The organism is Kitasatospora sp. NPDC048365 (genome assembly GCF_043200835.1).
In the GTDB taxonomy this organism is placed as follows: domain Bacteria; phylum Actinomycetota; class Actinomycetes; order Streptomycetales; family Streptomycetaceae; genus Kitasatospora; species Kitasatospora terrestris.
The window spans coordinates 82088-103380 of sequence record NZ_JBICYJ010000003.1 but is presented as its reverse complement, the minus strand read 5'-3'; the positions used below and the strand labels follow the sequence as shown (position 1 = coordinate 103380).

17 protein-coding genes are annotated in these 21293 nt (G+C 72.6%); 11 read left to right on the top strand and 6 right to left on the bottom strand.

The genetic code is table 11. The annotated features are described in order from the left end of the window. Nucleotides 1-54 precede the first annotated feature (54 nt). Complete coding sequence (locus tag ACGFX4_RS03735; RefSeq protein ID WP_393069935.1) at nucleotides 55-1056, bottom strand: DUF389 domain-containing protein; 1002 nt, start codon at nucleotides 1054-1056, stop codon at nucleotides 55-57. A gap of 92 nt (nucleotides 1057-1148) precedes the next feature. On the opposite strand from ACGFX4_RS03735, the gene ACGFX4_RS03730 reads away from it, so the two are divergent. Continuing rightward, complete coding sequence (locus tag ACGFX4_RS03730; RefSeq protein WP_393069934.1) at nucleotides 1149-2324, top strand: cytochrome P450; 1176 nt, start codon at nucleotides 1149-1151, stop codon at nucleotides 2322-2324. Between the two features lie 93 nt (nucleotides 2325-2417). Then, entirely contained in the window at nucleotides 2418-2924 is a 507-nt protein-coding gene (gene msrA, locus ACGFX4_RS03725; RefSeq protein ID WP_393069932.1) for a peptide-methionine (S)-S-oxide reductase MsrA, read from the top strand. Nucleotides 2925-3039: 115 nt separating this feature from the next. Here msrA and ACGFX4_RS03720 read toward each other — a convergent pair whose 3' ends face one another. Next, nucleotides 3040-3714, bottom strand: a complete 675-nt coding sequence (locus ACGFX4_RS03720; protein ID WP_393069930.1) for a CBS domain-containing protein — start codon at nucleotides 3712-3714, stop codon at nucleotides 3040-3042. A gap of 225 nt (nucleotides 3715-3939) precedes the next feature. Beyond that, entirely contained in the window at nucleotides 3940-5199 is a 1260-nt protein-coding gene (locus ACGFX4_RS03715; protein ID WP_393069928.1) for an MFS transporter, read from the bottom strand. A 218-nt stretch (nucleotides 5200-5417) separates the two neighbouring features. Between ACGFX4_RS03715 and ACGFX4_RS03710 the strand changes: the two genes are divergently transcribed. Genes ACGFX4_RS03710 through ACGFX4_RS03690 form a run of 5 tightly spaced genes read left to right on the top strand, consistent with a single transcriptional unit; the run spans nucleotide 5418 to nucleotide 13359 of the window. Next, nucleotides 5418-9110 carry a nitrate reductase subunit alpha gene (locus ACGFX4_RS03710; RefSeq protein WP_393069927.1) on the top strand — a complete coding sequence of 1231 codons (3693 nt, stop codon included), beginning with the start codon at nucleotides 5418-5420 and terminating at the stop codon, nucleotides 9108-9110. Then, nucleotides 9110-10621 (top strand): nitrate reductase subunit beta, encoded by a 1512-nt coding sequence (gene narH, locus ACGFX4_RS03705; RefSeq protein ID WP_393069925.1) that lies wholly within the window; start codon nucleotides 9110-9112, stop codon nucleotides 10619-10621. The genes ACGFX4_RS03710 and narH overlap by 1 nt, the downstream gene beginning before the upstream one ends. Nucleotides 10622-10625: 4 nt before the next feature. Continuing rightward, nucleotides 10626-11387, top strand: coding sequence for a nitrate reductase molybdenum cofactor assembly chaperone (gene narJ, locus ACGFX4_RS03700; protein ID WP_393069924.1), 762 nt, complete (start codon nucleotides 10626-10628; stop codon nucleotides 11385-11387). Next, the gene (gene narI, locus ACGFX4_RS03695) at nucleotides 11384-12154 is read left to right on the top strand and encodes a respiratory nitrate reductase subunit gamma (protein ID WP_393069922.1); all 771 of its coding nucleotides are present in this window, start codon (nucleotides 11384-11386) and stop codon (nucleotides 12152-12154) included. Before narJ ends, narI begins: the two co-directional genes overlap by 4 nt. Further along, on the top strand, nucleotides 12151-13359 hold the full coding sequence (locus tag ACGFX4_RS03690; protein WP_393069921.1) for a molybdopterin molybdotransferase MoeA: 1209 nt from the start codon (nucleotides 12151-12153) through the stop codon (nucleotides 13357-13359). The genes narI and ACGFX4_RS03690 overlap by 4 nt, the downstream gene beginning before the upstream one ends. 213 nt (nucleotides 13360-13572) lie before the next feature. Here the strand turns inward: ACGFX4_RS03690 and ACGFX4_RS03685 are convergent, their stop codons facing one another. Further along, nucleotides 13573-14175, bottom strand: a complete 603-nt coding sequence (locus ACGFX4_RS03685) for a TetR/AcrR family transcriptional regulator (RefSeq protein ID WP_393069919.1) — start codon at nucleotides 14173-14175, stop codon at nucleotides 13573-13575. A 106-nt stretch (nucleotides 14176-14281) separates the two neighbouring features. Between ACGFX4_RS03685 and ACGFX4_RS03680 the strand changes: the two genes are divergently transcribed. Next, nucleotides 14282-15142 carry a haloalkane dehalogenase gene (locus ACGFX4_RS03680; RefSeq protein ID WP_393069918.1) on the top strand — a complete coding sequence of 287 codons (861 nt, stop codon included), beginning with the start codon at nucleotides 14282-14284 and terminating at the stop codon, nucleotides 15140-15142. Between the two features lie 123 nt (nucleotides 15143-15265). Further along, nucleotides 15266-16081 (top strand): leucine-rich repeat domain-containing protein, encoded by an 816-nt coding sequence (locus ACGFX4_RS03675; RefSeq protein ID WP_393069917.1) that lies wholly within the window; start codon nucleotides 15266-15268, stop codon nucleotides 16079-16081. A gap of 266 nt (nucleotides 16082-16347) precedes the next feature. Here ACGFX4_RS03675 and ACGFX4_RS03670 read toward each other — a convergent pair whose 3' ends face one another. Both ACGFX4_RS03670 and hemG read right to left on the bottom strand, forming a co-directional pair. Beyond that, nucleotides 16348-17232 carry a DUF3105 domain-containing protein gene (locus ACGFX4_RS03670; RefSeq protein ID WP_393069916.1) on the bottom strand — a complete coding sequence of 295 codons (885 nt, stop codon included), beginning with the start codon at nucleotides 17230-17232 and terminating at the stop codon, nucleotides 16348-16350. A 134-nt stretch (nucleotides 17233-17366) separates the two neighbouring features. After that, complete coding sequence (hemG, locus tag ACGFX4_RS03665) at nucleotides 17367-18785, bottom strand: protoporphyrinogen oxidase (protein ID WP_393069914.1); 1419 nt, start codon at nucleotides 18783-18785, stop codon at nucleotides 17367-17369. A 205-nt stretch (nucleotides 18786-18990) separates the two neighbouring features. Here hemG and ACGFX4_RS03660 point away from each other — a divergent pair, with 205 nt between their 5' ends. Both ACGFX4_RS03660 and ACGFX4_RS03655 read left to right on the top strand, forming a co-directional pair. Then, nucleotides 18991-19392 (top strand): pyridoxamine 5'-phosphate oxidase family protein, encoded by a 402-nt coding sequence (locus ACGFX4_RS03660; RefSeq protein ID WP_393070273.1) that lies wholly within the window; start codon nucleotides 18991-18993, stop codon nucleotides 19390-19392. 186 nt (nucleotides 19393-19578) lie between these two features. Then, nucleotides 19579-21273: a GAF domain-containing protein gene (locus ACGFX4_RS03655; protein ID WP_393070272.1), complete on the top strand. Its 1695-nt coding sequence runs from the start codon at nucleotides 19579-19581 to the stop codon at nucleotides 21271-21273. Nucleotides 21274-21293: the final 20 nt, after the last annotated feature.

Below are 21293 nucleotides of genomic sequence, written 5' to 3'. Positions count from 1 at the left end.
CGGGTGGAGGCCCTCCGCCCCCACCCGGGGTGCCGCTCCGGACGCGGCGCGGGCTCAGTCGCCGACCCGGCCGGCCTGGATCTGGCGGCCCTCGGTGGTGGTGACCACCACCGGCACGCCGTCCGGGATCTGCCCGTGGAGCGCGGCCAGCAGCGACTCGACCGGTGGCAGGTCCGCGGGGGCGCGGACCTGGACGTACAGGGTGCGCGAGTGCGCCTGGACGTTGACCACGGACGCCCCGGGCGAGTCCGCCAGCCAGTCGGCCGTGGCGTTCGTGGCCCGCGTCGTCCACAGCTGGACCAGCAAGGCGCCCGCGGTGTTCGCCGCCAGCACCAGTCCGGCCGCGGCGAACAGCAGCCCGAGCACCACGTAGGTACGGCGGACCGAACCCGTCTCGCGCCGCCGGCCCGCCGTCGCGTACCCCAGGCCGCCGAACACCGCCATACCGGCCGCCACCAGGGCCACCAGGTTGGACACGAAGAGCACGAAGGAACCCAGGGCCAGCCACCACGCCCCCTGCCCGGCGCAGACGCCGGTCACCACCAGCGGCGGCACCAGCGAGATCGCGATCGCCACCCCGGGCAGGACCGCCGCGACGTCCCGGCGGGAGAGGGCCACGGCCCCGGCGAAGCCCGTGGCGAGCGCGGCCACCAGGTCCAGCAGCCCCGGCGAGGTGCGGCTGGAGATCTGACTGTCCGACAGCAGGTCGTACGAGGCGGGCACCACCAGCGAGGCCAGCGCGCCGATCGCCACCACCAGCAGTCCGCCGCCGGTCACGAACAGGACCGCCGTCGACCTGCGGCGCTGCACCGCGCCGAGCGCGATCCCCATGATCGGCGTCGACAGCGGCGCGATGATCATCGCGCCGATCACGGTGGCCGTGGAGTCCGTCAGCACCCCGGCGGCCGCGATCACCGCCGCCAGGACCAGCATCGTCCAGAACGCCGACTGCTTCGAGCGCCGGTCCCCCGCCGACAGGTCCAGGTCCTCCTCCAGCTCCTCCAGGGAGCGCCGCTGATGATCAGGCAGGACACGATCACGGAGGCTGCTGAGCACCAGCCGATTGTCACACCGCACGGCCCGTCCGCCCCCGCACCACACGCACCGGCACTCCGAACGGGCCATCAACCCCTGGCTACGCTCGGGGTGTGAGCAACCCACTCCAGGATCCGGAGTTCCTCCGGAACCCGTACCCCACCTTCGCGGCCCTCCGCAGCGCCTCGCCGGTCCAGCAGGTACCCGGCGGCGGAGGCCGGTCGAGCTACCTCGTCACCGGACACGCCGAAGCCCGGGAGGCCTTCGCCGACCCCCGGCTGTCGAAGGACACCGCGCGCTTCTTCGCCGGCCGGGACACCGGGCGCAACCTGCACCCGGCCGTCTCCCGGAGCATGCTGGCGACCGACCCGCCGCAGCACACCCGGCTGCGCGGCCTGGTGGCGAAGTCGTTCACCTCCGGGGCCGTCGCCCGGCTGCAGCCGTACATCGAGAGCGTGACGGACGAGCTGCTCGACGCCTGGGTGCCCGGCGACCGGACCGACGCCGTCGCGAGCCTCGCCGCCCCGCTGCCCGTCACCGTCATCTGCCAGCTGCTGGGCGTCCCCGAGGCCGACCGCACGGCGGTCCGCAGCTGGTCGAACGACCTCTTCGCGGCCGGCCGGCCCGACCGGATCGACGCCGCCTCCCACGCCGTCGCCGACTACCTCGCCGGCCTCGTCGCGGCCAAGCGCCGCAGCCCCGACGACAGCCTGCTCACCGAGCTGATCCGGGTCCGCGACGGCGGCGACCGCCTCGGCGAGGACGAGCTGGTCTCCCTCGCGGCACTGCTCCTCGTCGCCGGGCACGAGACCACCACCAATCTGATCGGCAACGGACTCCTGGCCCTGCTCCGGACCCCGGAGGCCCTCCGCCGCCTGCACCGGAACCCCGACCTGGTCGGAACGGCCGTCGACGAACTGCTCCGGCTCGACTCCCCCGTCAGCACCGCCACCTTCCGGTTCGCGACCGAGGACATCACGCTGGGCGGCACCGAGATCCCCGCCGGATCGCCCGTCCTCATCGCGCCGGGCGCCGCCAACCGCGACCCCGCCCGCTTCCCCGAGCCGGACCGCCTCGACCTCGACCGCGACACCACCGGGCACCTCGCCTTCGGCCACGGCATCCACCGGTGCCTCGGCGCACCCCTGGCCCGCGCCGAGGCCACCGTCGCGCTCCGGGCCCTCCTCGCCCGCTTCCCCGCGATCCGCCTCGCCGTCCCCGCCGAGGACCTGGAGTGGCGGCACACCCGCCTGATGCGCGGCCTGGTCTCGCTGCCCGTCCTGCCGTGACCGGGCCGCCGCTCGGCGGTGCGCAGGAATACGGCGGCCTCGTAGGTTGTCAGTACCAGGGCAACCCGACGACCGTCACTGAGGGAGAAGACCATGGCGACCGAGAAGGCCGTCCTTGCCGGAGGCTGTTTCTGGGGCATGGAGGAGCTCTTCCGCCGCCAGCCCGGAGTGGTGTCCACGCGCGTGGGCTACACCGGCGGCGAGGTCCCGAACGCCACCTACCGCAACCACGGCAACCACGCCGAGGCCATCGAGGTGCTCTACGACCCCGCCCGGACCGACTTCCGGGCCCTGCTCGAGTTCTTCTTCCAGATCCACGACCCGTCGACCAGGGACCGCCAGGGCAACGACCTCGGTGCCAGCTACCGCTCGGGGATCTTCTACCTCACCGACGAGCAGAAGCAGGTCGCCGAGGACACCATCGCCGACGTCGACGCCTCGGGCCTGTGGCCGGGCAAGGTCGTCACCGAGGTCACCCCGGCCGGGGACTTCTGGGAGGCCGAGCCCGAGCACCAGGACTACCTGCAGAAGTTCCCCAACGGGTACACCTGCCACTTCCCCCGCCCCGGCTGGAAGCTCCCCCGCCGCGCCGGCGCCTGACCCCGTCCCGCCGAGGGCCGGTCGGGGTGAGGCCGGTCCTCGGCGGACAGCTCGGAAGTGCAGCGCGCCGATGCTGCGGACGGTCCGGGCGAGGGCCCGGGCCAGGGCGGGTGGGTCAGCCGGCCGTCTGCAGGGGGGCGGCGTCGTCCGTCCGGTGGTCGAGCCGGTTGGTGACGGAGATGACGCCGTCCACGCTCCGGCACAGCCGCTCCAGCACGGGGATCACGCTGCGGCGGTCGACCCGGCCGGCGAGCGACACCTGCCCGTCCGCCACCTGGACGTCCAGCGAGTCCGGGGCGATCCCCAGGACGTGGAACAGGACGTCGTTGCGGATCTCCTCGCGGATGGCCCGGTCGTGGCGCAGGTAGACGCGCAGCAGATCGGCGCGGCTGACGATGCCCACCAGGCGTCCCGCCTCGTCGACGACGAGGAGCCGCTTCAGCCGCTTGCGCTGCATCAGGCGGGCGGCTTCGACGACGGTCCACTCGGGCCGGGCGCACACGGCCGGGCTCGTCATGAGCTCGCCGGCGGTGGTGGCGCGGCTCCTGGCCCGGGCGGCGGACGGGAGGTGAGGGGTGATCAGCAGCCCTGCGGGGTCCTCCTGGGCGGCCTGGTTGAGGATCAGGTCGGCCTCGGACACCAGGCCGAGCGGCCGGTCCTGGTCGTCGAGGACCGGCACCGAGGTGATGTCGTTCTCGGCGAGCAGCCGGGTGATCTCCTTGAATCCGGTGTCGGGCCCCACGTGCACGACGGCGGACGTCATCAGCTCTCCCACGATCCGGTGTCGCATCGCCGGTCCTCCTCTCGTCCGGGGGCGGGCCTGCCGCCCCGACTGCCTCCAACCCTCGGCCCTCGGCCGGACCGCGCACAGGGCCGTCGGGTCCGGCCGTGCCGGGACCTTCAGTCCGGTGCGGCGCACCGCCCACCCGCGCGAGGGCCCGGCCAACTGCTCACGAACATGACGGAGGTCCCCCGGGCGCCGTAGCCGCCCGGGGGACCTCCACGCCGTGCGGTCTCAGGCGGTGGCCGCCCGCCGTACCCGGACGGCGGTGAAGGCGAGGGTCGCGGCCGCGACGACGGTCAGTGCGGCCAGTCCGGCCGCGTAGGTCTGGTACGCGCCGTAGAGCGCGCCCATCACCAGCGGCGGAACGAACCCGCCGAGGCCGCCGGCCGCGCCGACGACGCCGGTGACCGTGCCGACCTTGCTCGCCGGTGCGAGCCGGGCGACCAGGGCGAACGTGGCACCGCTGCCGGCACCCAGGGCCGCGGCCATGGCGAGGAAGGCGGCGGTGCCGAGCGGGGCCAGCGCCGGGGTGGCGCTCTGCACGAGCGCCGCGGCCGCGACCACCGCCAGCGCCCCGGTGAGGATCCGGACCGGGCCGAGCCGGTCCGACAGCCAGCCGCCGGCCGGGCGCATCACCACGGCCAGCAGGACGAAGCCCGCCATCCGGTTCGCCGCGTCGGCCTGCTGGAGCCCGTAGGCGGTCTTCAGGTAGGTGGGAAGGTAGACGGAGAAGGCGACGTAGCCGCCGAAGACGACCGCGTACAGGGCCGAGGCCTGCCAGGTGACGCCCAGGCGGAGCGTGTCGCGCAGGCGGCGGGCGAGCGGCTCGGTGGGTACCTGGCGACCGGGGGCGTCCCGCATCAGCAGGTACGCGACGATCGCGTACACGGCCAGCACGACGGCGGTGATCACGAACGGGGTGGCCAGGCCGTTCGCCTTGACCAGCTTCACGGTGGTGAGCGCGCTGATCGCGGTGCCGCCCATGCCCGCGCCGAAGACGCCGATCGCCATGCCGCGCCGCTCGGGCGGGTACCAGGCGTTGACGAACGGCACGCCGACCGCGAACGAGGTGCCGCCGATGCCCAGGAAGAAGCCGCCGATCAGCAGGGCGGTCAGCGAGGTGTGCCCGGCGAGGCCGAGGTAGAGCACCGGGACGATGGTGGCGGCGGACACCAGCGGCATCATCACGCGCCCGCCGTAGCGGTCGGTGAGCGCACCCACGGGGATCCGGCCGAGGGATCCGACGACCACCGGGACGGCGACGAGCAGCGACACCTGGAAGGAGTCGAGCTGCAGGGAGTCCTTGAACCGCGTGCCGAGCGGGCTGAGCAGCGCCCAGGCCCAGAAGTTGAGCGCGAAGCCGAGGGTGGCCAGGGTCAGCATCAGCGCCCGTCGCCCGGAGGTCGGCGGGTCGGCCGGTGCGGCCGATGCGGCGGGTGCAGCCGCTGCGGCCGGTGCGGCGGGTCGGTCCGGGTTCTGCTCGGTGTCCATGGCGGTGTGTCACCTCTCCTGATGGTGCCGGCCGGCACGGTTCGGGTGGCCGGCAGCGCCAGCATGCTGGGCGGGGGGCGGTCGCCGTCCGTGCCGATGGGCCCGTGATCGCGGGCCGGAGGGCCCCGTTCCGCCCCGCGGAGGGGACTCGTCGGCCACCCCGACCAGGGCCGTTCGGCCCACGCGGACCGCCGCGCGGGTCGCCTAGCTTTCGCGTCATGGAGCATGACGAGACCGCGGGCCCCCTCGGCGCCCGCGACGGGGAGCGATGGCCGCTGGCGGCGAGGCGCCTGCTGACGCGGCGTGAGGTGTCGGCCGACGGCCGGGCGGTGTTCGGCGAGGGCGGCACCGAGTGGGAGGGCTTCTACCGGGACCGCTGGTCCCACGACAAGGTGGTGCGGTCCACCCACGGGGTCAACTGCACGGGCTCGTGCTCGTGGATGGTGTACGTCAAGGAGGGGATCATCACCTGGGAGCACCAGGCGACCGACTACCCCTCCATCGGCACCGACTGCCCGGAGTACGAGCCGCGCGGCTGCCCGCGCGGGGCGTCCTTCTCCTGGTACACCTACTCGCCCAGCCGGGTGCGCTACCCGTACGTACGCGGCGAGCTGCTGAAGCTGTGGCGCGAGGCCCGGCGGCGGCTCGGCGATCCGGTGGCGGCGTGGGCCGAGATCACCGGTGACCCGGCGAAGGCGCGGGCGTACAAGAGGGCGCGGGGCAAGGGCGGCCTGGTGCGCGCGGAGTGGGACGAGGTGACCGAGCTGGTCGCCGCGGCCCAGGTGCACACCGTCAAGACGTACGGTCCGGACCGGGTGGCGGGCTTCTCGCCGATCCCGGCGATGTCGATCGCGTCGTTCGCGGCCGGGGCCCGGTACCACTCGATGATCGGCGGGACGCTGCTGTCGTTCTACGACTGGTACGCGGACCTGCCCATCGCCTCGCCGCAGGTGTGGGGCGACCAGACCGACGTGCCGGAGTCCGCGGACTGGTGGAACGCGGGCTACCTGATCATGTGGGGCTCCAACATCCCGGTGACCCGGACGCCCGACGCGCACTTCCTGACCGAGACCCGCTACAACGGCACCAAGATCGTCGCGGTCAGCCCCGACTACGCCGACAACGTCAAGCACGCCGACGAATGGCTCGCCCCGCACCCCGGTACGGACGGCGCGCTGGCCATGGCCATGGGCCACGTGGTCCTGCGCGAGTTCCTCGTCGACCGCGAGGTGCCGTACTTCCGGGACTACCTGCGCACGTTCACCGACGCCCCGTTCCTGGTGGCCCTGCGCGAGCACGAGCACGGTCTCGTCCCGGACGGCTTCCTGACCGCGGCCGACCTCGGGCAGGACACCGAGCACGCCGGGTCCAAGACCGTCCTCGTCGACTCGGCCACCGGCGAGCCGGTCGTGCCGAACGGCTCGCTCGGCTTCCGCTGGGCGAAGGAACAGGGCCACTGGAACCTCGACCTGGGCGACGTCGTGCCCGAGCTCAGCCTGCTGGAGCGGGCCGAGGAGACCGTCGAGATCGCGCTGCCCCGCTTCGACGAGGGTGCCACCGAGGGCGGTTCGTTCCTGGTGCGCGGGGTGCCGGTGCGCCGGATCGGCGGCCGGCTCGTCACCACCGTCTTCGACCTGATGCTCGCCCAGTACGGGGTGCACCGCCCCGGCCTCCCGGGCAGCTGGCCGTCCTCGTACGAGGACGCGTCGCAGCCCTGCACCCCGGCCTGGCAGGAGACGATCACCTCCGTGCCGGCCGAGCAGGCGGCCCGCATCGGCCGCGAGTTCGCCCGCAACGCCGAGCGCACCAACGGCCGGTCCATGATCGCGCTGGGGGCCGGGACCAACCACTGGTTCCACTCCGACACCATCTACCGGGCCTTCCTGGCGCTCATCACCATGACCGGCTGCCAGGGCGTCAACGGCGGCGGCTGGGCACACTACGTCGGCCAGGAGAAGGTCCGCCCGGTCACCGGGCAACAGCACCTGTCGTTCGCCTTCGACTGGCAGCGGCCCACCCGGCACATGGCGGGCACCTCGTACTGGTACCTGAACTCCGACCAGTGGCGCTACGAGGCGTTCGGGCCCGACGAGATCGCCTCCCCGCTCGGCGAAGGACGGTTCAAGGGCAAGGGCTTCGCCGACTGCCTGGCGCAGGCCGTGCGACTGGGCTGGACGCCCGGCCACCCCGGCTTCAACCGCAACCCGCTCGACCTGACGGACGAAGCCGCCGCGGCCGGCCGGCCGGTCGCCGAGCACATCGTCGACGAGCTGAAGTCGGGACGGCTGCGGTTCGCCGCCGAGGACCCCGACGACCCCGCCAACTTCCCGCGCGTGCTGACCGTGTGGCGGGCCAACCTGCTCGGCTCCTCCGGCAAGGGCAACGAGTACTTCCTGCGCCACCTGCTGGGCACGGACGGGTCCGTCCGCTCCGAGGAGACCCCGCCCGAGGGGCGTCCGAAGGACGTGGTCTGGCGGGAGGAGGCACCCGAGGGCAAGCTCGACCTGCTGGTCACCATGGACTTCCGGATGACCTCGACCGGCCTGTACGCCGACGTCGTCCTCCCGGCCGCCACCTGGTACGAGAAGGACGACCTGTCCAGTACGGACATGCACCCCTTCATGCACGCCTTCACCCCGGCCATCGCCCCGCCCTGGCAGGCGCGCACCGACTACGACACCTTCCTGACCCTCGCCGACCGGTTCAGCGAGCTGGCGGCCGACCACCTCGGCACCCGCACCGACGTCATCGCCGTACCGCTGCTGCACGACACCCCGGACGAACTCGCCCAGCCCGGCGGTGTGGTGCGGGACTGGAAGACCGGCGAATGCGAACCGGTCCCCGGGAAGACCATGCCGAAGCTGGCGGTCGTCGAACGGGACTACACCGCGATCGCGCAGAAGATGCGCGCCGTGGGCCCGCTGCTCGACACCCTGGGCACCACCACCAAGGGCGTCACCGTCGTCCCCGACAAGGAGATCGACGAACTCCGGCACCGCAACGGCACCGTCAGGGACGGGATCGCCGCCGGACGGCCCTCGCTCGCCACCGCGAGCCACATGTGCGAGGCGGTCCTCGCGCTGTCCGGCACCACCAACGGGCGGCTGGCCGCCGAGGGCTTCCGGGTGCTGGAGCGGCAGACCGGCAGCGAGGGCCTGGTCGAACTCGCCGCCGAACGCGAGGCGGAAAGGATCACCTTCGCCGACACCCGCACCCAGCCCCGCGCGGTGCTGACCTCGTACGAGTGGTCGGGCTCGGAGACCGGCGGCCGGCGCTACTCGCCGTTCGTCATCAACACCGAGCACAAGAAGCCCTGGCACACCCTCACCGGCCGCCAGCACTTCTTCGTCCAGCACGACTGGGTGTCCGAGGTCGGCGAGCAACTCCCCGTCTACCGGCCCCCGCTGAACTCGCCCCGGCACTACGGCGACGAGCACCTGGGCGGCGACCGGGCCGAAGTGACGGTCCGTTACCTCACCCCGCACTCCAAGTGGTCCATCCACTCGAACTACCAGGACAACAAGTACATGCTCGACCTGTCCCGCGGCGGCCCGGTCATCTGGATGTCCACCGGCGACGCCGAGAAGATCGGCGTGCAGGACAACGACTGGATCGAGGCGTACAACCGCAACGGCGTCGTCGCCGCCCGGGCGGTGGTCACCCACCGGATGCCCGAGGGCACGGTGTACATGTACCACGCCCAGGACCGCAACGTGAACGTGCCGAAGACCGAGGTCAGCGGGAAGCGCGGCGGCATCCACAACTCCCTGACCAGGCTGCTGCTCAAGCCCACCCACCTCGCGGGCGGCTACGCACAGTTCACCTACGCCTTCAACTACTACGGCCCGACCGGAAACCAGCGCGACGAGGTCACCGTGATCCGGCGTCGCTCCCAGGAGGTGGAGTACTGATGCGCGTCATGGCTCAGATCGCCATGGTGATGAACCTCGACAAGTGCATCGGCTGCCACACCTGCTCGGTCACCTGCAAGCAGACGTGGACCAACCGCACCGGCGTCGAGTACGCCTGGTTCAACAACGTCGAGACCAAGCCCGGCGTCGGCTACCCGCGCCGCTACGAGGACCAGGAGAAGTGGAAGGGCGGCTGGATGCTCGACGCGCGCGGGCGGCTCGTCCTGCGCTCGGGCGGACGCGTCAAGCGGCTGCTGTCGCTGTTCTCCAACCCCGGCCTGCCGTCCATCGAGGACTACTACGAGCCGGTCACCTACGACTACGACAACCTCGTCAGCGCCCCGGCCGGGAACGACGTCCCGGTCGCCCGCCCGCGCTCCGTCCTCACCGGACAGCCGACGGCGATCACCTGGGGCGCCAACTGGGAGGACGGCCTCGGCGGCGCGCCCGAACACGCGGGCGGCGACCCCAACCTGACCGGCGAGTGGGCCGAGAAGGTGAAGTTCGAGTTCGAGCAGACCTTCCTCTTCCACCTGCCCCGGCTGTGCGAACACTGCCTCAACCCGGCCTGCGTGTCGGCCTGCCCGTCCGGCGCGATGTACAAGCGGGTCGAGGACGGCATCGTCCTGGTCGACCAGGACCGCTGCCGCGGCTGGCGGATGTGCGTCACCGCCTGCCCGTACAAGAAGGTGTACGTCAACCACGCCACCGGCAAGGCCGAGAAGTGCACCTTCTGCTTCCCGCGGATCGAGGCCGGCCAGCCCACCGTCTGCTCCGAGACCTGCGTCGGCCGGCTGCGCTACCTCGGCCTCCTGCTGTACGACGCCGACCGCGTCGGCGAGGCCGCGGCCACCCCCGACGAGAAGGACCTGCTGGACGCCCAGCGCGGTGTCTTCCTCGACCCGCACGACCCCGAAGTCATCGCGGCGGCACGGGAGTCCGGCATACCCGAGGACTGGCTGGAGGCCGCCCGGCGCTCCCCCGTGCACGCGCTGGTCTCCACCTACAAGGTCGCCCTGCCGCTGCACCCGGAGTACCGCACCCTGCCGATGGTCTGGTACGTCCCCCCGCTCTCCCCGGTGCTCGACGCGGTGGACTCGGCCGGCGGCAACCAGGACAACCCCGACCACGTCTTCGCCGCCGTCACCCGGCTGCGCATCCCGCTGGAGTACCTGGCCGAGCTGTTCAGCGCCGGGGACACCGAGGTGGTGGCCGGCGTGCTGATGAAGCTCACCGCGCTGCGCTCCCACATGCGCGGGCGCACCCTCGGCGAGGCGGGCGACGAAAGCGCGCTGAAGGCGGTCGGGCTCACCGCCCGCGAGGCGGAGGACCTGCACCGGCTGCTCGCCGTCGCCAAGTACGCCGACCGGTACGTCGTGCCGGCCGCGCACAAGGAGGACGCCGCCGCCCTCGCCGGGATCGAGGACCGCTGCCCGGTCGAGGTCTCCGGCGACCGGGGCGGCCGGGTGATGCTCGGCATCCCCACCCTGCGCAGAAGGACGGGGGAGTAGCGGCATGAACGCACCGCACATCGGCATCCGGCCGTGGGCCCGCCGTACCCGCCCGGCCGACACGGCGCAGCAGACCGAGCAGCGCCTGCTCCTGCTGCGCCTGCTCTCCCTGCTGCTGCAGTACCCGGACGCCGAACTTACCTCCACGCGAACGGAGTTGGTCGCCTCCGTCGAGGCGCTGGAGCCGTCACCGACTGCCGCCGGACTCGCCGCCTTCACCACCTGGTTCGCCGGGCAGCCCGCCGACGTGCTCGAACGCCACTACGTCGAGGTCTTCGACCTGCGCCGCCGCAGCAGCCTCTACCTCACCTACTACCTGCACGGCGACACCCGCCGCCGGGGCGTGGCGCTGCTGGCCCTCGCCCAGCGCTACAAGGCCGCCGGCTGGGACGCCGACGCCGCCGAACTCCCGGACCACCTCCCGGTCGTCCTCGAGTTCGCCGCACTCGAAGGGCCGGGCCCGGGCGAGGCGCCGCTGCGCCAGCACCGGCGCGGACTGGAGCTGATCCGGCACGCCCTGGCCGACGCGGGCTCCCCCTACCGGCACCTGCTCGCCGCGCTCCTCGCCCTTCTCCCGCCGCCGACCACCGCCGACCTGGCGGCGGTGGCCGAGCTGGCCGCCCAGGGCCCGCCCGTCGAGGAGGTCGGCCTCGAACCGTACGGCGGCGGCCTGTTCGCGCCGCCGCAGACCTTCGTGCCGCCCGCCCCCGCCCCGCCGACCCTGATTCCGCTGCTGCCGACCCGGACCCTGGAGGACCACCAATGAGCCCCGCAGGTACCGCGCTCGCCGCCGCACCCGCTGCCTCGCTCGCCGCCGCGCCCGCCGCCACGCCGAGCGCCGCCGACCTGCTGCTGTGGGTCGGCCTCCCCTACATCTGCCTCGCCGTCTTCACGGTCGGGCACGTCTGGCGCTACCGCCAGGACCAGTTCGGCTGGACCTCCCGCACCAGCCAACTGCTCGAACACCGCTGGCTCCGCTGGGGAAGCCCGCTGTTCCACCTCGGCGCCTTCGCGGTGATCGGCGGGCACGTCGTAGGGCTGGCCGTCCCGGCCGGCTGGACCGAGGCCGCCGGGATCTCCGAGCACGCCTACCACCTGGCGGCGGTCTCGCTCGGCACGCTGGCCGGCCTGGCGATGCTCACCGGCCTGGGCATGCTCTGCGCCCGCCGGCTGCTGACCCGGCGGATCCGCCTCACCACCGACCGGAGCGACAAGCTGCTCTTCCCGCTGCTCGCCCTCACCGTCCTGCTCGGGATCGCCGCCACCACGGTGCACAACGTGATCGGCGGCGGCTACGACTACCGGTCGACGGTCTCGGTCTGGTTCCGCGGCGTCTTCGCGCTGCACCCCCACCCCGAGGCGATGGCGGACGCCCCGCTGCTGTTCCAGCTGCACGCGCTCACAGCCTGCCTGCTCTTCGCCGCCTGGCCGTTCACCCGCCTGGTCCACGTCTGGAGCGCCCCGGTCGGCTACCTGGTCCGCCCGTACCTGGTCTACCGCCGGCGCGCCGCGGCCGTGCGCAGCCCGTGGTGACCGCGACACTCACGACCGCGCCGTGGGACCGGGCCCGGGCCCTCGCGCGGGACACCGCCCGAGGACCGCTGCCGGCCGTCGCGCGCGACCTCCCCGCCGCACTCGGTCACACCCTTGCCGAGCCACTGACGGCCCTCACCGACCTGCCCGCGTTCGCCACCTCCGCGATGGACGGATGGGCGGTGGCCGGGCCTGGGCCCTGGCGGCTCGGCGGCCCCGGCGTCCTGGCCGGCGCACCGGCCGGGCCGCTGGACCACGGCACCGCCGTGCCCGTCGCCACCGGCGCCCAACTGCCGCCGGGCGCAACGGCGGTCCTCCGCCGCGAGCACGGCGGGCCGACGGCTCCCGACGGCCTCCTGCACCCGTCCCTGCCCGGTCCGTTGGCCCCGGGGCACGACATCCGACCGCAGGGCCAGGAGTGCCGCCGGGGCGAGCTGCTCCTCCCGGCAGGCACCGTGGTCACCCCGGCCGTGCTGGGCCTGGCCGCGGCCGCCGGGTACGACCGCCTTGCGGTCCACCGTCGGCCCACCGTGGAACTGCTGCTGCTCGGCGACGAACTGCTGGAGTCCGGGCTGCCCGGGCGGGGCCGGGTCCGCGACGCCCTCGGCCCACTGCTGCCGCCCTGGCTGCGCGGCGCCGGCGCCGAACTCGTCGCCGTCCGGCGGCTGGTCGACGATCCCTGGCTGCTGACCGAGGCGCTGCACCACTCGCCCGCCGACGTGGTGGTCACCACCGGCAGCACCGCCGCCGGGCCCGCCGACTTCCTGCACCGGGCACTCGCCTCGGCGGGCGCCCGGCTGCTGGTCGACTCCGTCGCCGTCCGGCCCGGCCACCCCATGCTGCTCGCCGAACTGCCGGCCGCCGCCGGCCGTCCGTGCCGCCACCTGGTCGGGCTGCCCGGCAACCCGCTCGCCGCCGTGGCCGGCACGGTGACCCTGGCCCTGCCCCTGCTCGCCCGGCTCGCCGGGCAGCCCGCCCCGCCCCGCCGGGCCACCACCACCGCCGACCTGCCGGGCCATCCGCGGGACACCCGCCTGCAGCCCGTACGCCTCGTCGGCCACGCCGCGGCGCCACTGCCCTTCGACGGCCCGGCCATGCTCCGCGGCCTCGCCCTCGCCGACGCCCTCGCGGTCGTCCCACCCGGCGGCCGTGCGGCCGGTGACGTCGTCGAACTGCTGGACGTCCCCGGCCGCACGGTTTACTGATCGTTTCGTCCTGGTCCTGACGGTCAGGGACGAAACGCCCAGTTAAAGATCACAGTGAATCTCGACATGGACACCCGCCTGGACCTCACCGCGCTTCTCCCGCCCGGTCCTCGTGCCCCTGCCCTGCTGGCGCCGTCGAGCGGGCGATGCCTGAGTAGTTCATGCCCCGTGTGCAACAACCCCACGACCTCGCGGCTCAGGTTGGAGATCAAGTCAGGCCAAGGCTGTGCCGTGCAGGTACGCGGCCAGAATGGTCTGTAGCGAGGTGGTCTCGTTGATGGCGGTCCGGTAGAACACCAGCGAGTCCGTGAGGGCGATCAGTTCCTCGACGTGCGCGTCCGAGTGGGGCAGTCCTGCTCTGGTCAGGGCCGACACCGTCACCTGTTGGGTGATGGCGTGGACTTCGGACTCCGCCGTCAGCTTTGCACGAAGATGCGGCGCGTCATCGAGTTCGAGGATGAGGGCGTATCGGGCCCTCATGTCGTCGCGGCGGAACGCGAGAGTTTCGACGAGTCCTGCGATCAGCGCGGCAAGCTCGCCGATGCCGAGCCGATGGTCGGGCTCGAACGTCGCGCTCAGAGAGTCGGCGAGTTCTTCGGCGTCAGCTTTTGAACGGGCAGCGAGCGCATCGACGATGAGCTCCACGAGCGCGAGCCGCGTCTTCGCATGGTAGGAGGTCGATCCCTGCGGTAGGCCCGCTTCGCGGTCGACAGCCCGATGCGTCAGGGCGCGAACACCGTCGCGGGCGATGATGCGAATCCCGCTGTCGGCGATCGCCTCCCGCCGCTCACTGCCACTTACCGCATTCAGAGCCACGACCTGATGCTACAGGTGTAGAGTCTCGACTCGCGGAGGCTCTACACCTGTAGTGGCAATGTGGGTCAGGCCGACACGATGCGGCGCAGACCAGGAGGAGAGCGCAATGATGATCGACTTCGTTCCCGACCCGAGCCTGTACCCCTTCGCATCACGGTGGTTCGACTCGTCCGCCGGTCGGGTTCACTACATCGACGAGGGGACGGGTCCGCCGATCGTGTTCTGCCACGGCTCCCCAACCTGGAGTTTCCTCTACCGCCACATCGTGAAGGGCCTTCGCGATCGGTATCGCTGCATCGCCGTCGACTACCTGGGCTTCGGCCTGTCCGAGCGTCCGGCCGGCTTCGGCTATACGATTTCGGATCACACGGCAGTCGTAGGTGAGCTCATCGACCATCTGCAGCTCGATGACTTCGTCCTGATGGGACAGGACTGGGGTGGCCCCATCGGGCTCGACGCAGCGACCACACGCGCAGATCGCGTCAAGGGCATCGTGCTCGGCAACACCGCGTTCTGGCCGATCGAGCCGCTGGCGAACCGGGCGTTCAGCGTGATCATGAGCAGTCGCCCCATGCAACGGCGCATCCTCGAACAGAACCTTCTCGTAGAACAGTTCTTACTCGGCAGAACCGGCCCCACCCTGACCGCAGCCGAGGCCGACCACTACCGCATGGTGCAACCCACGAAGGAAGCCCGACGCGGACTCGCGGTCATGCCCGGGGAGATCCGCGCCGCACGACCGCTGCTGGAGAAACTCGCCCAAGAGGTACCTGCCCGCCTCGGCAACAAACCCGCTCTGGCGCTATGGGGCATGCGGGACATGGTGTTCCGACCGAAAGCATGCATCCCACGGATTCGCTCCTCGTTCATCGAACTCGACATTGTCGAACTCCGCCAGGCGAAGCACTTCATCCAGGAAGACGCACCGGATCAGATCGCAGCAGCGATCATCGAACGATTCCCCTGACTGGGCGTTTCGTCCCTGGTCCTGACTCCTGACGGTCAGGTTCCGCGCCAGGTCGGGGTGATTTCGCCGGTGAGCCCCGAAATCACACTCACAGCTCGCCGGCTGTGACGTTACTGTGAGCGGATGAGTGAGGAGTTGAAACCGCAGGTGTTCTCGAACCGCTGGGCTGACGCCGTTGGTCCTGGCGGTCACGGCTCGCCTCGTGATCTCTGCGGGTGCATCGAGCAGATCAGCACAGAGCCGCAGCGACCGACACGCTTCCATCGGGAACGCCAGGACACCACTGCACCGGGCTGGATCCGCCTTCTCGAGCTTGTTGAAGAGGCGGCCGCCGACGGACGGGAGGTCTTCAAGCCGCTGGTCGAACTCACCGCGGAACAGCGGCGCCAGGTCGTCACGCTCCCGCCGACGATCGCCAAACTCACCTCGGTGAAGCACCTCGTGCTGTACGGCAGCAACCTGGTGCGTATCCCGCCTGAGATCGGCGCTATGCGAAGCCTTGAGGAGTTCACCCCGTACACCTCCTACCGCCTGCACTGGTTCCCGTACGAGATCACCCGGTGCCCCGATCTGCGGCGCAGCACGGTGAGCACTCGCGCCATCTACGGAAATGACAAGCGGCGGCCGCCGTTTCCGTCGTTGTCAGCCGCAGCGACCGGCACGCAAGGCATTGACCTCGAAGACCTCGACCCCGGCGTATGGGGTGCCACCTCGATCCGTACGTGCAGCGTCTGCGATCAGCACATCGAGGGCGTGAACCTCCACCAGGCCTGGATCTCCCTATGGACGTCAGGCGCTGACGTTCTGCCCTTGCTGGTCAACGCCTGCTCGACGACGTGCATCGAGGCGCTGTCCGTGCCGCCCGAAGGCTACGTCCAGGTGCCGCACTCCGGCGGGCCAGGCGTCGAGCAGCCGCCGGCCGGCCGACAGCCTCGCTGACGCGGTGCGGACCCAGAAGAAGCCCGTAGTTCAGAGCAGCAGGCGCGCTCGTGGATGGCTCGCCGGCGGGCCGGGAAAGCCAGGTGGGCTCGGACGGCCTCATCGGGATGGACCGCCTTGTGGCCGAGGGTGACATTGATGTCCAAGTGCCCGGCGATGACCTGGGCGATGTGCGACGGCACGCCGCACCGTTCAAGCGCCTCCGCACCCGCTACCAGCGACGCGCCGGCCTCCATCGGGGACTCCTCTGCGGGTCTGTTCTGTCGTCAGCCGTTGGTCAGCGGCATGGATCCGGGGCTGCACGACGCACCTGGCTCCTGGGTCTGCGGGCCCTGGACGTACGTGGTGAAGAACCTCTCCACCCGGGGGTCGGAGGCGCTGTCCAGGACGAGTTGGGTGCCCCAGGCGGTCAGGGTGACGGTGCCCTGCTGGTCGGGGTAGGGGCTCATGAAGGAGTACGGCGTGACCTCGACCTTCGCCGACAGGGTCCGGATGTCCTCCGGGGTGGCCCGGCCGTTGTAGGTGACCCAGACGGCGCCGTGCTCCAGGGAGTGGACGGCGTTCTCGTCGGCGACCGGCCGGTCGTAGACCTTGCCGGTGCAGTCGAGCCAGACCGGGTTGTGGTCGCCGCCGACCGGCGGGGTCTGCGGGTAGGCCACCTTGCCGGTGACGTGGGTCCGGGAGAGGTGGTCGTAGGTCCGCACGCCGGGTATCGGCGCTGCGGGGGCGTCGGCCCGCGCCGTGCGGTCGTCCTTGGCGTGGAGCACGGCCAGCGTGCCGCCGCCCGCGAGGCCGGCCAGGACGGCGCCGGCCGCCGCGAAGGTGGTCAGTCTCCGTCGGCGTTCGCGCCGTTGCTCCTGCTCGCGCAGCTCGGCGATGCGGGCTCGACGGACCGCGCGTTCGGTGCGCCGGTCGGCCGGTCGGTCCGGACGGTCGGTGGTGGGGCCCATGGCAGGTGTCCTGATCCTTGAGTAAGCGGTTCCGGCCTGTCCCTGTCGGGGGCCTGCCGGACTGACGATGTGGTGGGTCTCGTGGTGGTAGCTGGGCAGGTTGCCCTGGGTGAGCGGCGACTGCCCGACCGGCCGGGGCTCCCCGTCGAGCGGCCCGTCGAAGTCCCGGCGCCGGCTCCACGGCACGTACTCGTGGGGCATCCGCTCCTTGGGCACGCGCGGGTGGCGGTCGAGGTGACGCCACCGTAGGTTCGCCGTGCGGCCGTCGTCCGGGGCCGTTCGGCCCTGTCCCCGGTGGCCGGACGGGCAGCGCGCTCACGCCCGTCGGGTCCGGCTCAGTGGGCCGGTACCGCGAGTGCCGCCAGGGTCTGCTCGGCGGCGCGCTGCCCGCCGGCGACGCAGGAGGGGACGCCGATGCCGTCGAGGTGGGCGCCGCACAGCGCGAGTCCGGGCAGGTCGGCGACCGATCGGCGGATGCGGTCGACCCGGGCCGGGTGGCCGAGGGTGTACTGCGGCAGTCCGTCGATCCAGCGGGTGACCTCGGTCGCGACCGGCTGCGCGGTGAGGCCGATGGCGTCCGCGAGGTCGCGCAGCGAGGCCGCGACCAGGTCGGCGTCGTCCCATCGGATCTGCTGCTCGTCGCCGTGGCGTCCGATCGAGGTGCGCAGGACGTACAGGTCGGGCGCGGCGTCGGTGATCCAGCGCCACTTGGTGCCGGAGAAGGTCGCGGCCTTGACGGTGCGTCCGTCGACGGGTGGCACCAGGAAGCCGGAGCCTTCCGGCAGGGTTCCGATGTCCGCGCGCCGGAACGCCATGGTCACCAGGGCTGTCGAGGCGTACTCGACGGTGCCCAGTTCGGCTGCCGCGCCGGGCGCGTGCGGTGCGAGCAGGGTGGCCGCGGGGCGGGCCGGCGTGGCGAGCACCACGGCGTCGGCGGCCAGCACCCGGTCGTCGGTGCGGACCTCCCAGCCGGCGCCGGTGCGGGCGAGGGCGCGGGCGGGCCGGTCGAGGAGGAACTCCCCGCCGGCGGCCCGGATCTTGCAGGCGACCGCGTCGGCGAGCAGTCCGACGCCGCCGTCGATGCCCAGGAAGAGCGGTCCGGCGGGCCCGTCCGTCCGGGCGGCGGCCGGGCGTTGGAGTTCCTGCACCGCTTCCAGCAGCGACGTGTGCTTGCGGGCCGCTTCGAGGAGCCGCGGCAGGACGGCACCCAGCGAGATCCGGTCGGCCCCGCCGGCGTACAGGCCGAGCATCGGCTCGACCAGCCGGTCGACCACCTCCCGGCCGAAGCGCTCCGCGACGTAGCCGCCGATCGCGACGTCCTCGCCGATCGCGGTGGGCGACAGGACCCGGTCCTGGGCGATCCGGGCGAGGCCGGAGGCGGAGAGCACGCCGGAGGCGGCCAGCGCGTCGAGGTCGCCGGGTACGCCCATCAGGTGCCCGGCGGGCATCCGCCGCAGTGCCCCGCGGCTCCACAGCGCGGTGGCCGTGGTGGCGGCGGGCTGCAGCCGGTCCGCGAGGCCGACCGCGCGGGCCAGTTCGACGGCCTCCGGCTGCCGGGCGAACAGGGCCTCCGCCCCCAGGTCGGTCGGCGCTCCGGCGATCTCGCCGGCCCGGAGCTTGCCGCCGACCCGGCCGTCCGCCTCCAGGACCGTCACCCGCAGGCCTGCGTCGGCCAGCCGGTGCGTGGCGGCGAGCCCGGCGATTCCGCCCCCGATGACGACGACCCGCCCCGAACGTGCGCTGTTGTTGTTCATGGCCGCCACCCTCGGGTGGCCGGCCGTGCCCCGGCCAGGGCCGAACGACCCCCGATCCGCGTCATTGGGGCCGTTCGGCCCTTCCTGTCCGTGGACGGCCGGAACAGGGTGGGGGAACACAGGTGCGAATGCCCGCGCCCGGTATCGCGGAAGGATCGAGGATGTGAGCGAGCTGATCACCGGCACCCCGGGGCGGGCCCGGCGGATGGAGCCGCTCGACCCGGCCGAGTGCCTCCGCCTCGCCGGCAGCGTCCCGTTCGGCCGGATCGTCTTCACCCAGCGCGCGCTGCCGGCCATCAGGCCGGTCAACCACGTCGTCGTCGACGGGGCAGTGGTGATCCGGACCAACGAGGGCAGCGCGCTGACCATCGCCGCGCAGAACCCGGACACCCGGGGCGTGGTGGTCGCCTTCGAGGCCGACGCCATCGACCCGGTCGACCGCCTCGGCTGGAGCATCGTGGTCACGGGCTTCGCCGAACTGGTCACCGATCCGGCCGAGATCCGGCGGTACTCCCGGCAGGTCCACCCCTGGATCGAGGGCGCGATGGACTCGGTCGTCCGCATCCGGCCCGACCTGGTCACCGGCTTCCGCCTCACCGCGGATTGACGCACCCACAACTCGTCCACGCCCCGCTGCCGCCCGCCCGGGGCGGCCGGCCGGCCGCGGCACGATCGCGGCAGGCTCCGCCGTGCCTGCGGCCTGTTCTGCCCGGAACGCCTGTCTGCGAGAATCAGGCGGTCGAACACAAGAGCGGATACAGAGGTCGGGAGGCTCCCCTTGGACGGGAACGAGATGCGTCCGAGGATTCCGCAGCTGCGGCTGGACGAGCTGCTGACGGAACTCCAGGCGAGGATCGACGCTGCCCGGGGCACCCGGGACCGGGTGCACAGCCTGCTGGAGGCCGTGCTGTCGGTGGGCCGTGAGCTGGATCTGACCCACGTGCTGCGGAGCATCGTCGAAGCCGCCGCCGTTCTGGTGGACGCCCAGTACGCGGCGCTCGGCGTGATCGGCCCCGACGGCGAGACCCTGTCGGAGTTCCTCACCGTGGGGCTGTCGGAGGAGGAGATCGCGAAGATCGGTCCGCACCCGACGGGCCGGGGCATCCTGGGCGAGCTGATCCGGCATCCCGAGCCGCTGCGGCTGTCCGACCTGTCCGCGCACCCGGGGTCCTACGGCTTCCCGGCGAACCATCCGCCGATGCGGACCTTCCTCGGCGTACCCGTGCGGGTGCGTGACGAGGTGTTCGGCCACCTGTACCTCACCGACAAGCGCGGCGGCGAGGACTTCGAGGCCGACGACGAGTCGGTGATCTCGACGCTGGCGGTGGCCGCCGGTGTGGCGATCGACAACGCCCGGCTGTACGAGGAGGCGCAGCGCCAGCAGCGCTGGCTGAGTGCCGGTGCGGAGATCACCCGGGGGCTGCTGTCCGGCCGGTCGCGGTCGCAGGTGCTGGAGCTGATCGCCCAGCGGGCCCGGGAGATCACCGGGGCGGAGCTGGCGGACGTGTCGGTGCCGGTGCCGGACACCGATGCGGTGCGGGTGGAGCTCGCGCTGGGTGCGGACGAGGCCGCGCGGCTGGGCCTGGTGGTGCCGCTGGCCGGCTCGCTGTCGGGTGAGGCCCGCGCCACGGGTGCACCGGCGACGACTGCCGACCTTGCCGGTGACCCGAGGCTGTCGGCCGGCCCCCGGCGCTTCGACGGACTGGGGCCGGCGGTGGCGGTGCCGCTCGGCCGGACCGCCGGGCAGGTGGAGGGCGTGCTGCTGCTGGCCAGGCGTTCGGGTGAGCCCGCCTTCACCGAGCGGGAGATCGGCCCGCTGGTGGGCTTCGCGGACCAGGCCGCGCTGGCGCTGGAGCTCGCGGAGCGACGCAAGGACGCCGAGCAGCTGGCCATGCTGGAGGACCGCGACCGGATCGCCCGCGACCTGCACGACCTGGCGATCCAGCGGCTGTTCGCGACCGGGATGACGTTGCAGAGCGCGGCCCGCTTCATCGACCATCCCGGCGCGTCCGACCGGGTGCTGCGGGCGGTCGGCGACCTGGACGAGACCATCAAGATCATTCGGTCGACGATCTTCGGCCTGCGCGCCCGGGACGAGCACACGATCCAGGGCCTGCGCGCCCAGGTGGTCCGGGTGGTCGAGGAGGCGCAGCCGGCACTGGGCTTCGCGCCCAGACTGAGCATGGAGGGCCTGCTCGACACCGACGTGCCGGCGCAGGTGGCCGATCACGTGGTGGCGGTCCTGGGTGAGGCACTCAGCAACGCGGCCCGGCACGCGCGGGCCCGCCGCGTCGAGGTGGCGCTGCAGGCCGTCGGGAGCCGCGTCGTCCTGACCGTGCAGGACGACGGCGTGGGCATCCCGGAGCAGGGCCGGCGCAGCGGTCTGCGCAATCTCGCGGAACGCGCCGAGAGCGTCGGGGGCACGCTGGAGCTGGCGGCCGCGCCGGACGGCGGCACCCGGCTGGTCTGGTCGGCACCACTGGGCTGACCGCCCCCGGCGGCACGCCG

What these genes read in the sequence shown, in the direction of transcription:
- msrA (WP_393069932.1), top strand. Translation starts at nt 2,418, where the DNA reads ATGGCGACCGAGAAGGCCGTCCTTGCCGGAGGCTGTTTCTGGGGCATG.
- ACGFX4_RS03720 (WP_393069930.1), bottom strand. Translation starts at nt 3,714, where the DNA reads ATGCGACACCGGATCGTGGGAGAGCTGATGACGTCCGCCGTCGTGCAC.
- ACGFX4_RS03715 (WP_393069928.1), bottom strand. Translation starts at nt 5,199, where the DNA reads ATGGACACCGAGCAGAACCCGGACCGACCCGCCGCACCGGCCGCAGCG.
- ACGFX4_RS03710 (WP_393069927.1), top strand. Translation starts at nt 5,418, where the DNA reads ATGGAGCATGACGAGACCGCGGGCCCCCTCGGCGCCCGCGACGGGGAG.
- narH (WP_393069925.1), top strand. Translation starts at nt 9,110, where the DNA reads ATGCGCGTCATGGCTCAGATCGCCATGGTGATGAACCTCGACAAGTGC.
- narJ (WP_393069924.1), top strand. Translation starts at nt 10,626, where the DNA reads ATGAACGCACCGCACATCGGCATCCGGCCGTGGGCCCGCCGTACCCGC.
- narI (WP_393069922.1), top strand. Translation starts at nt 11,384, where the DNA reads ATGAGCCCCGCAGGTACCGCGCTCGCCGCCGCACCCGCTGCCTCGCTC.
- ACGFX4_RS03680 (WP_393069918.1), top strand. Translation starts at nt 14,282, where the DNA reads ATGATGATCGACTTCGTTCCCGACCCGAGCCTGTACCCCTTCGCATCA.
- ACGFX4_RS03675 (WP_393069917.1), top strand. Translation starts at nt 15,266, where the DNA reads ATGAGTGAGGAGTTGAAACCGCAGGTGTTCTCGAACCGCTGGGCTGAC.
- ACGFX4_RS03670 (WP_393069916.1), bottom strand. Translation starts at nt 17,232, where the DNA reads ATGCCCCACGAGTACGTGCCGTGGAGCCGGCGCCGGGACTTCGACGGG.
- hemG (WP_393069914.1), bottom strand. Translation starts at nt 18,785, where the DNA reads ATGAACAACAACAGCGCACGTTCGGGGCGGGTCGTCGTCATCGGGGGC.
- ACGFX4_RS03660 (WP_393070273.1), top strand. Translation starts at nt 18,991, where the DNA reads ATGGAGCCGCTCGACCCGGCCGAGTGCCTCCGCCTCGCCGGCAGCGTC.
- ACGFX4_RS03655 (WP_393070272.1), top strand. Translation starts at nt 19,579, where the DNA reads ATGCGTCCGAGGATTCCGCAGCTGCGGCTGGACGAGCTGCTGACGGAA.